9 protein-coding genes are annotated in these 11,959 nt (G+C 59.7%); all 9 read left to right on the top strand.

Translation table 11 applies throughout. The annotated features are described in order from the left end of the window. Positions 1 to 206 precede the first annotated feature (206 nt). The 9 genes from modA (at position 207) to narH (ending at position 11,956) form a co-directional block, all read left to right on the top strand. Positions 207 to 1,013, top strand: a complete 807-nt coding sequence (gene modA, locus AB8E48_RS02165; RefSeq protein ID WP_368885610.1) for a molybdate ABC transporter substrate-binding protein — start codon at positions 207 to 209, stop codon at positions 1,011 to 1,013. Positions 1,014 to 1,162: 149 nt separating this feature from the next. Next, the gene (locus tag AB8E48_RS02160; RefSeq protein WP_368885609.1) at positions 1,163 to 2,038 is read left to right on the top strand and encodes an ABC transporter permease; all 876 of its coding nucleotides are present in this window, start codon (positions 1,163 to 1,165) and stop codon (positions 2,036 to 2,038) included. A 123-nt stretch (positions 2,039 to 2,161) separates the two neighbouring features. Further along, positions 2,162 to 3,541, top strand: a complete 1,380-nt coding sequence (locus tag AB8E48_RS02155) for a molybdopterin molybdotransferase MoeA (RefSeq protein ID WP_368885608.1) — start codon at positions 2,162 to 2,164, stop codon at positions 3,539 to 3,541. Positions 3,542 to 3,651: 110 nt separating this feature from the next. After that, entirely contained in the window at positions 3,652 to 4,152 is a 501-nt protein-coding gene (moaC, locus tag AB8E48_RS02150; RefSeq protein ID WP_044150196.1) for a cyclic pyranopterin monophosphate synthase MoaC, read from the top strand. Between the two features lie 55 nt (positions 4,153 to 4,207). Beyond that, entirely contained in the window at positions 4,208 to 4,726 is a 519-nt protein-coding gene (locus tag AB8E48_RS02145) for a MogA/MoaB family molybdenum cofactor biosynthesis protein (RefSeq protein ID WP_368885607.1), read from the top strand. Then, a complete protein-coding gene (locus AB8E48_RS02140; protein WP_005504913.1) occupies positions 4,716 to 5,222 on the top strand; it encodes a molybdenum cofactor biosynthesis protein MoaE in 507 nt (168 codons plus the stop codon). The genes AB8E48_RS02145 and AB8E48_RS02140 overlap by 11 nt, the downstream gene beginning before the upstream one ends. Positions 5,223 to 5,351: 129 nt before the next feature. Further along, a complete protein-coding gene (locus tag AB8E48_RS02135) occupies positions 5,352 to 6,545 on the top strand; it encodes a ThiF family adenylyltransferase (protein WP_368885606.1) in 1,194 nt (397 codons plus the stop codon). Between the two features lie 78 nt (positions 6,546 to 6,623). Beyond that, positions 6,624 to 10,343: a nitrate reductase subunit alpha gene (locus AB8E48_RS02130; RefSeq protein WP_368885605.1), complete on the top strand. Its 3,720-nt coding sequence runs from the start codon at positions 6,624 to 6,626 to the stop codon at positions 10,341 to 10,343. Next, positions 10,343 to 11,956, top strand: coding sequence for a nitrate reductase subunit beta (narH, locus tag AB8E48_RS02125; protein WP_005504921.1), 1,614 nt, complete (start codon positions 10,343 to 10,345; stop codon positions 11,954 to 11,956). The genes AB8E48_RS02130 and narH overlap by 1 nt, the downstream gene beginning before the upstream one ends. Positions 11,957 to 11,959 lie beyond the last annotated feature (3 nt).

Raw genomic sequence — 11,959 nt, 5'->3', positions numbered from 1 at the left:
ATTTCAGGTGACAATATGATTATTCCATGTTCCGGCGCCCCTTACATAGTGTGTGAAGGGTAAGTTGCAACTGCGCCACCGCAGACTACCGTGACAACGCAACAACACGTGTACAAGCTAGGGACGTACACAAAACGTCACATAGAGCCCGCACATGGACGCACCTCACCTCCAATAGCAGTACGAACCAACCAAGGAAATACCTCATGAAGAGCCCCCTCGCAGCCCTCAGCGCGCTCGCGGCAGCAACCCTCGCCCTCACCGGATGCGGCGCCACCCAGAGCGCCTCTTCGTCCACCGCATCTGCCGCAAGCAGCCAGGTAGCCTCCGGCAAGGTCGAAGTCTTCGCCGCATCCTCCCTGAACAACGCCGGCGCAGACCTCGAAAAGGCATACGAAGCCGCCAACCCCGGCGTAGACGTCACCTTCGTCTACGAAGGCTCCGCAAAGCTCGTCAACCAGATCGAGCAGGGCGCAACCCCCGACCTGCTCATCACCGCAGACACCAAGAACATGGACAAAGCAAAGAAGCTCGACCAGTTCTCCAACTCTGAAACCGACGTTCTAGTCACCAACAAGCTCGTGCTCGTTACCGCAGAAGGTAACCCCGGCAAGATCAACAGCCTCGACGACCTCAAGACCACCGAAGGCGTCGTCGCAGTCTGCAAGGAAGACGTTCCTTGCGGCACCATCGCCCACCAGGAACTGAAGAAGCACGACATCACCCTCAAGAACGCAACCACCGAAAGCAAAGTCACCGACGTAGCAACCAAGGTCACCACCGGTAACGCGGACGCGGGCTTCATCTACACCACCGACCTCGCCGCCGCCAAGAAGAAGGGCGCCAACCTCGGCTCCGTTGAGCTGACTGACGTGGAACGCAACGAATACCCCGCAGCGCTGAGCAAGACCGGCTCCTCCTCCGAAGCCGCAAAGAAGTTCAACGAATGGCTGAAGAGCTCCGACGAGGCGAAGAAAATCCTCACCGACTACGGCTTCAGCACCGCAAAGTAACGATAGAGCCGTTCCGCACCGCTGAAACCCAGAGCGCAGAACGGACACCCGCAGGATGCGGCGGCACGCTCAACGAGCAAGCTGCCGCATCCTGAACGCGTCTCCTGCCGCGCTCTCAAGACCCAGAAGAAATACGCCGAGAAATACCCATGACAGACAGCACCGCAACCACCCGCCGCCGCGCCGGCGCCTCACGCACGCCCGGGAGCAGCCTCTTCGCCTCCGTGCCCGTGCTCTTCCTGGTTCCGGCGTCGCTGGGTATTTTCCTCATCGCGGGTCCGCTTCTCGGGCTCTTCCTCAACATCCCCTGGAACCAGCTAAGCAGCATCTTCACCCCGCAGGTGCTCGGGGCGGCTAACCTCTCTCTCGGCACCGCCGCCGCATCCACCCTCATCTGCGGTCTTCTTGGCGCACCCCTGGCGCTCGTGCTCTCCAAAGTGCTCAACCGCTCGCGGCTGCACCGATTCGGGTCGGTCCTCTACGCCATCATCTACACCCCGGTGATTCTCTCACCGGTTGTCTCCGGTCTCGGGTTGCTGTTCTTCTGGGGGCGTAAAGGCATGATTGGTACCTACCTCTACCAGGCTGGAATCTCTATCCCGTTCACCTCGAACGCGGTGATTATCGCCCAGGTCTTCGTCGCCCTGCCCTTCTTCGTAGCCACAGCGGTCACCACCCTGCAGGCTATTCCCCGCGAGTACGAAGAGATTGCCCTCGTCGAAGGCGCTAAACCAGCAGAAATTACCTTTAAAGTGCTGTTGCCCCTCGCCGCGCCCGGCCTCGCCACCGCCTTTCTCCTCTCTTTCGCCCGAGCACTCGGCGAATACGGCGCAACCGTCACCTTCGCCGGCAACGTGCAAGGAAAAACCCAAACCATACCCCTCGCCATCGACCTAGCTATCAACAGCAGCGACATCCCCAGCGCCCTCGGAAGCGCCCTGATACTCATCAGCCTCTACCTGGGAATCTTCGGGATCCTCGGCCTGATTCGCGCCCTCAAAAAACTACGCGAAAGCACCCGATAAGCCGCTCCGCCGCTCGAGCCGCCACGAGCCGGTGCACACAGGCTCTTAGGCACAACTGCATTTACCAGCTCACAAACACACACCTACACTAGTCATAACCACCGCCGCACGATTGGAACCGCCATGATTTCCCCCGAATTCAACGGAACCCCCAGCACCGAGGAATACCGCGCCTACCTGGCACTACTGTTGCGCGAAGTCTTCATCGGCACCGCAGAAACGGTTCCCCTCTACCACGCGGCAGGACGCATCCTCGCCCAAGACGTCACCGCACGCATGGATGTACCCAGCTTCGACAACTCCCAAATGGACGGCTACGCCCTCACCGCGGCAGCCGTTGACCGCGAGGACCGCATCTTCACCGTCGGCCGCGAGATCCCCGCAGGGCGTCCGCTGCAGCGCTCCCGCTCCTCCGACGACCTGACCTACCCCATCATGACCGGCGCACCCATGCCCAAGGGCTACGACGCCGTCATCCCGGTCGAGCAGTCCGAACGCATCGAATACCCTGACCTGCCCGAATCTTTCGGCCGCCCCAGCGAAAAGGTCAAACTCGCCTCCGGAAAGCCCGGACAGTTCGTGCGCCGCCGCGGCGAAGACGTCATCACCGGCCAGGTACTCGCACGCGCCGGTGAACGCATCACCCCGGCTCTGCTCGGTGCGCTCGCATCCCAGGGTTATGCGCGCCTGACCGTTGCGGCAGGCCCCCGCGTGCTCGTATGCACTGGCGGCGACGAGATTCTTTCCGGTGTTGAAGAAGACGGCACCGCTACCTCGCAGGAGCTGGCTCAGGGGCAGATTTTTGACGCGAACGGGCCCATGCTGACCGCTATGCTCCGTGAAGACGGCGCTGAGGTGCGCCGCATCGCTATTGGTGATAACCCCATCGAGTTGCTGCACCGCCTCACGGCAGAATACGAGAGCTTCAAACCGGACATTATCATCACCTCCGGAGGCATCAGCCACGGCAAATACGAGGTGGTCCGCAACGCTATCGCTAAGGCACACGAGGCGGATATCCTGGTCCCGGTTTCTTGGTTTGGTCATGTGAGCCAGCAGCCCGGTGGCCCGCAGGGTGTGAACGTGCTCGACTTCAAGGGCCACCGTGTACCCATGATTTCTTTCCCGGGTAACCCTGTGAGTACCCTCATCTCCTATGCGCTGATTCTGCGCCCCTACCTGCGTGCAGGTGGTCCTTACGGTGTGCCTCACGCGGTGGCTTCTGAGCAGGCTACTCTCAATAACGCACCTCACGGCGTGCTCGTCACCGACACCCCGCTCACCGCCCCGGCAACCAAGCGCCAGTTCCTGCGTGGCACCCTCGGCATGGTCGAGGTTGAGCCCGGAACCTACCGGGTGGAGCTCTACCCGGATGTGCTCTCCGGCTCGCACCTGCTACACCGCGCCGCTCAGGCGGACGTGCTCATTGAGCTGGCGCCCGGAACCACCTACACCGGGGGAGAAGCGGTACCCTACCACCGGATCCGCCTCACCGATAACTAGGCGAAACGCACCCTCGCATTGTTCCCATCCAGAGCGACAGGGAATAATTGAGACTCACACTAACTAACGATTCGCGGCAGAAGAACACCGCACAGAAGCCAGGAGAAACGATGACCTCTACCTCTCAGCCCAACCAGGAACTGACCCACGTGCGCGCCGACGGCTCGGCACACATGGTGGACGTTACGGAGAAGTCAGTCACCACCCGCACCGCCCTGGCTGAAGCAACCGTGCGCACCCGCGAAGACGTCATCGCCATGATTTTTGACGCCGACCTGCCCAAGGGCGACGCCCTGCCCGTCGCACGCGTCGCCGGCATTATGGGCGCTAAGCGCACCCCGGAAATCATTCCCCTCTGCCACCCGCTGCCCCTGGGCAAGATTACGGTGGACTTCGAGCGTGGCACCGACTTCGTGCGTATTGAGGCTTCCGTGAAGACCCGCGGCGTGACCGGTGTGGAGATGGAGGCGCTCACCGCCGTCTCCTCGGCAGCGCTGACCGTTTTCGACATGATTAAGGCAGTCGATAAGCACGCCGTTATTACCGATATTCGTGTTCTGGAGAAGAGCGGCGGCAAGTCCGGCGACTGGTCCGTCCGCGAGGACTCCTAAGCTCCGGCGGAACACCGCCCCACCGCCATCTGACAAATACAGAAAAGGAATTCCAATGAGTAGCGAAGACTACACCATGCCGGAGAACCTGACCGGCCTGGTCATTGTCGCCTCCACCCGCGCAGCCCGTGGCGTGTATGAAGATAAGTCCGGCCCCATCGCCGTGGAGTGGCTGCGCTCGCGCGGCTTCGATACCCCGGATGCCGTGGTTATTGAGGACCGTGAGATTGTTGACTACTTCAATAATCTGGTGGCTGAGGGCAAGAAGAACGGCAATCTGCCGACCTTTATCCTGACCAGCGGCGGCACCGGCTTGAACTCTGACGACCAGACTGTTGAGGCCGTGCGCCCGCATCTGGATAAGGAAATCCCTGGCATTATGCATGCCTTCTGGATGAACGGTCTGAAGAACGTTTCCTCGGCGGTTCTTTCTCGCGGCGTGGCGGGCGTGATTGACCGTACCTTCGTGATGACCCTGCCCGGTTCGCGCGGCGGTGTGAAGGACGGCGTGGCGACCCTCGACCCGCTCGTTGAGCACATTTGCCGCCAGATGGAGGACTACCATGACCACTAAGCCGCAGAACGAAGAATCCCTGGACCATTCGGGCGCGCATGGTGCTGAGCCGAGCGGCTCGACCGTGGTGTTCACCGATATTACGGAGGCGCCCCTGGAGCCGCTGTATGCGGCGGCTAAGGCTGAGGTTATGACCGATGCCATGGGTGCCCTGGTGATTTTTGATGGTATTGTGCGCAACCACGATCACGGTAGTGCGGTGCGTGGGCTGTCCTATAGCGCGCATCCGCAGGCTCGTGAGTATATTGCTGAGGTTGCCGCTGAGGTTGCTGCTGAGCTGGATGGCGTGCGCCTGTGGGCTGTGCACCGTGTGGGCCCGATTGCTATTGGTGAATCGGCTCTGACGGTGATGGCTGCTGCTGCTCACCGCGGCCGTGCGTTTGATGCCTGCGAGCTGGTTGCCGATCGGGTGAAGGCTCGTGTGCCGATTTGGAAGGAACAGGAACTGCTCGATGGAAGCATCGAGTGGGTTGGCGTGGATACTTCGCCCGCTTAGCCTTCTGAATATTCTTATATATCTATATAAGCCTGTCAGGGGGATTTCTCTCGGGCAGGCTTATTTTCCTTGAGGCTTGGCGCCCTGAACGCTCAAGCCACCCTCTACTACTTGACGTGAGGATTCCCTATGTCTTCTCAGCCTTCAACCGGCGCGAGCGAGCTCTCTGCCGCTGAGCGTGCATTCTATTCTCGTCAGCTGATTCTGTCCGAAATGGGGTATGAGGCTCAGCTGGCGCTCAAGGGCGCGCGTGTGGTGGTGCTGGGCGCTGGCGGTTTGGGCGCTCCCGCTCTGCTGTACCTGGCGGGTGCCGGAGTCGGTCAGATTGTGGTGGTGGATGACGACTTCGTGGATGCCTCGAATCTGCACCGCCAGGTGATTCATACGTATGCCAGGGTGGGCAATTCTAAGGCTGAGTCCGCTGCTGAGTCCTTGCGCTCGCTGAATCCTTTTATTGAGGTTGTGCCGGTGCGCGAGCGTCTGACGGAGGCGAATGTTGATGAGCTTCTGGCCGGCGCTGATGTGGTGCTGGACGGCAGCGATAATTTTGAGTCGCGCTATGTGGTGTCGGCGGCGGCGTCGCGTGCAGGGATTCCGCATGTGTGGGCTGCAATTCTTGGCTTTGATGCACAGCTGAGCGTGTTTTGGGCTAGTCACGGTCCGGTGTATGAGGATTTGTATCCTCAGGCTCCTGCGGAAGGTAGCGTGCCGTCGTGTAGTACCGCCGGTGTGGTGGGTGCTATGGCTGGCGTGGTGGGTGCTGCGATGGCTATGGAGGCGGTGAAGCTGCTGACCGGGGTGGGGGAGCCGCTCATGGGTGAGGTTGGCCTATATTCGGCGTTAAGCGGGAGGTGGGAATATATACCTCTTGTAGCTAGCGTGCAAGCTGTACCTAAGAAAAGCGCCATTTTGCCCCAAGAAACGAGCCAGAAGCCCAAAAATCCTGTAACAATTCGTAATATTTCTCAGGATTTTACAAGCACTTCTGCCGGTTCGGAACCTCGCTCGATGAGTGCTCAGGACCTTAAAAAGATGTCATCGGGTGAAAATATTGCCCTTTTGGATGTCCGTGAGCAGGTGGAATTTAATGCGTTCGCTATTGAGGGCGCTATCAATCTGCCCCTCACCGAACTGCTTGAAGCGGCTCGAAGCGGCACTCTAAAGGCCTTGATTGAGCACAAAATCCCTGTAAATGCCCAAAAAATCGTCATTTACTGCACTGGATACACCAGAACGGTTGAGGCTGCTCGTGAAATAGCCCCTCTGGAGGCGCGTTCTGTGTACATGCTCGAGGGTGGAATTTCTGCGTGGCTTACGGTCTAAAACACCCTTATTTCGCATGAATTAGGCAAGGTTTTTATCTCGTATTTTCCATGCCAAATATCCGATATATTGGGCAGTATGGAACAAGCATCACAGATTAAGGGCCCGGACGGCCCCCTTACCGATCAGCTGATCAAGTTCGGTAAGTTCTTCTCCCGCTGGGATGAGACTGAAGACGGCCGCGCCGTCTTCCGTGAAGGCGGCCGCGAAGGTGACGCCTTCTACCGCGACCGTTGGAGCCACGATAAGGAAGTTCGCTCTACCCACGGCGTGAACTGCACCGGCTCCTGCTCCTGGAAGGTGTACGTCAAGGACGGCATTATCACCTGGGAAGCACAGGAAACCGATTACCCCACGGTTGGTCCCGACCGCCCCGAGTACGAGCCCCGCGGTTGCCCCCGCGGTGCAGCATTCTCGTGGTACACCTACTCTCCCACCCGCGTTAAGTACCCCTACGTTCGCGGTCTCCTGCTGGAGATGTACCGCGAAGCGAAGGCAATCCACAACGATCCCGTGGACGCCTTCCACTCCATCGTGTCCGACCCTACCAAGCGTGCACGCTACGTGAACGCACGCGGTAAGGGTGGTCTGGTGCGCTCGACCTGGGCTGAGGCTCTCGAGCTGATGGCTGCTGCTCACGTGCACACCATCAAGTACTACGGTCCCGACCGTAACACCGGCTTCACCCCGATTCCGGCAATGTCCATGGCGTCCTTCAGCGCGGGTGTTCGCTACATCCAGCTGGCCGGTGGCGTCATGACCAGCTTCTACGACTGGTACGCTGACCTCCCCGTGGCTTCCCCGCAGGTCTTCGGCGACCAGACCGACGTTCCCGAGTCCGGCGACTGGTGGGACGCTGCGTACCTCATCATGTGGGGTGCAAACGTTCCGCTGACCCGTACCCCGGATGCTCACTGGGTCTCCGAGGTCCGCTACCGCGGTACCAAGGTTGTCACCGTGAGCCCCGACTACGCCGACAACACCAAGTTCGCTGACGAGTGGCTGCCCGCCCAGGCAGGTACCGACGCGGCACTGGCAATGGCGATGGGCCACGTCATCCTCAAGGAGAACTACGTCGACCAGCGTGTCGAGTTCTTCGAGGACTTCTCCCTGACCTACACCGACCTTCCCTTCCTGGTCACCCTGGAAACCCGTGAAGATGGCATTAAGGTTCCCTCCAAGTTCCTGACTGCAGCTAAGCTCGCTGGCGAGGCTGAGCAGCCGAACGCTGACTTCAAGCCCGTCCTGATGGACCGCGAGACCGGCGAGGTCTTCGTGCCCAACGGCACCATGGGTCACCGTTACGCTCAGGAAGACCAGGGCAAGTGGAACCTGGATTTGCAGGGTCGTAAGCCGATTCTGTCGATTCGCGACCTGCCTCAGGGCCAGACTGCAGCTGCAGAGATCAAGATGCCGACCTTCGACAACCCGAAGGGCCACGGCGACGTCATTACCCGCGGCGTGCCCGTAACCTACGTTGATGGTCACGAAGTTACTACCGTCTTCGACATCATGCTGGCACAGTACGGTGTGGGCCGTGAGGGTCTGCCCGGTACCTGGGCTAAGGACTACGAGGACTGGAACGTTCAGAACACCCCGGCATGGCAGGAGCAGATTACTTCTGTCCCCGCCGAGGCTGTTATTCGCGTTGCCCGCGAGTTCGCCAAGAGCGCCCTGGATTCCGGCGGTCGCTCCATGGTCATCTTCGGTGCAGGTATTTGCCAGTGGTACCACGCTGACACCACCTACCGCGCTATCCTCGCTCTGCTGAACCTGACCGGTTGCCAGGGCCGTAACGGTGGCGGTTGGGCTCACTACGTGGGCCAGGAGAAGGCACGTCCTCTGACCGGTCTGACCAACATTGCGAACGCTCTGGACTGGAGCCGCCCGCCGCGTCACATGATCGGTACCGGCTTCTGGTACATGCACACTGACCAGTTCCGTCAGGACGCATACTCCACCGACTACCTGCAGTCCCCGCTGGCTAAGGGCGAGCTGCGCGATGTTCACACTGCTGACGTTGTGGCACGTTCTACCCGTATGGGCTGGATGCCGTTCTACCCGCAGTTCCCCGAGAACTCGCTGGATCTGGCAGACAAGGCAGAGCAGGCAGTGGCACGCGGCGAGGCTTCCTCGAACGCGGACTACATTGCGCAGCGCCTGAACTCCGGTGACCTGGAGTTCTCCGTTGAGGACGTTGACAACCCCGTCAACTGGCCTCGTACCCTGACCCTGTGGCGTTCGAACCTGTTCGGTTCCTCCGCTAAGGGTGAGAGCTACTTCCTGAAGCACCTGGTCGGTAGCATGGACAACGTCCAGGGCTCCGACTCGGAGAAGCTGCCGAACGAAGTGAAGTGGGTTGAGGACGCACCTCAGGGCAAGCTGGATCTGCTGGTCACCTCGGACTTCCGTATGACCTCCACGACCCTGCTGTCTGACATCGTTCTGCCGACTGCTACCTGGTACGAGAAGCACGATATCTCCTCGACCGATATGCACCCGTTCCTACACGCGTTCTCCCCGGCAATTGACCCGCCGTGGGAGGCAAAGACCGACCACGAGACCTTCAAGGCACTGGCGTTTGAGTTCAGCCGCCTGGCTAAGAAGCACCTCGGCGTCCGTAAGGACATCGTTTCGGTCCCGCTGTTGCACGACACCCCCGGCCAGATTGCTCAGCCCGGCGGCCACGCACCCGACTGGAAGAACACCCCCGGTATGGTGGGCGTACCCGGCAAGAACATGCCGAACTTCGTCACCGTCGAGCGCGACTACGGCGCACTGTACGACATGTACACCACCGTTGGCCCGCTGTTCGATAAGCTCGGTGCAACCACCAAGTTCATCACTTACGACCTGAAGGACGAAGTCGCGAAGATGGCTAAGGAATTCGGTGTGATGGACTCCGGTAAGGGCGCAGGCCGTCCGGCACTGGATACCGACGTGAAGATTTCTGAAGCAATCCTCATGATTTCCGGTACCTCCAACGGTGAGGTCGCTGTCAAGGGCTTCAAGGAGCTTGAGAAGCAGACTGGTCTGCACCTGATGGACCTGGCAGAAGGTAACGAGGAACGTCGTATCACCTTCCCCATGACCCAGGCCGCACCGCAGCCCGTGATGACCTCCCCCGAGTGGTCCGGTTCGGAGACCGGTGGTCGCCGTTACGCTCCGTTCACCGTCAACATCGAGAAGAAGAAGCCGTTCCACACCCTGACCGGCCGTATGCACTTCTTCCTCGACCACGACTGGATGCACGAAATGGGCGAGGCTCTGCCGATTTACCGTCCGCCGCTGGATATGACCGGCCTGTACAACGAGCCTGAGCTCGGTACTACCGATGGTGTTTCGGTTGCTGTTCGCTACCTGACCCCGCACAACAAGTGGGCAATTCACTCGCAGTACTTCGATAACCACTACATGCTGAGCATGTTCCGTGGCGGTCCGACTGCATGGATGAGCCCGCAGGACGCTGAGAAGATTGGCGTCAAGGATGGCGAGTGGATTGAGTGTGTGAACACCAATGGTGTCTTCGTCGGCCGTGCGGTTGTTTCGCACCGTATGCCCGAGGGCGTTTGCTACGTCTACCACGCTCAGGAGCGTATGGTTAGCCCGAAGTCTGAAGTCACCGGTAAGCGCGGTGGTATTCACAACTCGGTGACCCGTATTCTTCTGAAGCCCACCCACATGATTGGTGGCTACGCTCACCAGGCGTTCGCCTTCAACTATCTTGGACCGACCGGTAACCAGCGAGACATCGTCTCGTACATCCGTCGCCGTAAGTCCCAGGAGGTAACTTTCTAATGCGCGTTATGGCACAAGTTGCTATGGTGATGGCGCTCGATAAGTGCATCGGCTGCCACACCTGCTCCGTGACCTGTAAGCAGGCATGGACGAACCGAGCCGGTACCGAGTACGTCTGGTTCAACAACGTTGAGACTCGTCCCGGCCAGGGTTACCCCCGCCGTTACGAGGATCAGGAGAAGTGGAAGGGCGGCTGGGTGCTGAACAAGCGCGGTCGTCTGGAGCTCAAGAGCGGTAACCGCTTCCAGAAGCTCTTCACGATCTTTGCTTCCCCGATTCAGCCCGAGCTGAACGACTACTACGAGCCCTGGACCTACGATTACCAGAACCTGACCAGTGCTCCTCTGGGTGATGACTTCCCGGCTGCTAAGCCGGTCTCCCTCATCACCGGTGAGGACACCAAGGTCGAGTGGGGTATGAACTGGGACGACAACCTGGCTGGTGCGACCGAGTACGGTCACCTGGACCCGCTGGTTGAGAAGGTTCGCAAGAAGGCTGAGGACAAGATTAAGTTCGAGTTCGAGCAGACCTTCATGTTCTACCTGCCTCGTATTTGTGAGCACTGCTTGAACCCCTCCTGCATGGCTTCTTGCCCCTCCGGCGCTATCTACAAGCGCGCTGAGGACGGTATCGTTCTGGTTGACCAGGACCGTTGCCGCGGTTGGCGTCAGTGCATCACCGGCTGCCCCTACAAGAAGGTGTACTTCAACCACAAGACGGGTAAGGCTGAGAAGTGTACCTTCTGCTACCCCCGTATTGAGGCTGGTATCCCGACCGTGTGTGCTGAGACCTGTGTTGGTCGTATGCGCTACATCGGTATCTTCCTCTACGATGCAGACCGCGTGACCGAGGCTGCTTCGGTTGAGGATGAGAAGGATCTCTACGAGGCTCAGCTGTCGCTGATGCTTGATCCTTCGGATCCGGCTGTGATTGAGCAGGCTCGTAAGAACGACATCCCCGATGCGTGGATTACTGCAGCTCAGAAGTCGCCCGTGTACAAGCTGGCGAAGGAGTGGAAGGTGGCTCTGCCCCTGCACCCCGAGTACCGCACCATGCCCATGGTTTGGTACGTGCCGCCGCTGTCGCCGATCGTTGACCTGCTCAAGGAGCAGGGCCACGATGCAGAGAACAGCAACAACCTGTTCGGCGCTATTGAGTCTCTCCGTATTCCGGTTGAGTACCTGGCTGAGCTGTTCACCGCTGGTGACACTGAGGTTGTTACTAACGTTCTGCGCCGCCTGGCTGCGATGCGTTCGTACATGCGTGACATCAACCTCGGTGGCGAAGGCAACGAGGAGATCGCTCAGGCAGTTGGCATGACCGGTCAGCAGGTGTACGAGATGTACCGCCTGATGGCTATCGCTAAGTACAACGAGCGTTACGTCATTCCGAAGGCTCACATGGAGGACGCCCACAACCTTGAGGAAATGGGTTGCTCCCTGAGCGTGGATGGCGGACCCGGCATGTACGGCGATGCGTTCAACGACATGGAGGGTCGCCCGACCCCCGTGTCCACCGGTGTCTACGAGGCTAACAACAAGGTCAGCTTGTTCAGCTGGGACGGTTCTTCCCGTCCTGACGGCCTCTTCCCGAATACCACCGGAAAGAAGTAATAA

This window comes from Rothia mucilaginosa (assembly GCF_964211445.1).
GTDB classification, from domain to species: domain Bacteria; phylum Actinomycetota; class Actinomycetes; order Actinomycetales; family Micrococcaceae; genus Rothia; species Rothia mucilaginosa_E.
The sequence above is the reverse complement of the archived record's forward strand: the minus strand, read 5'-3'. Positions and strand labels throughout refer to the sequence as shown.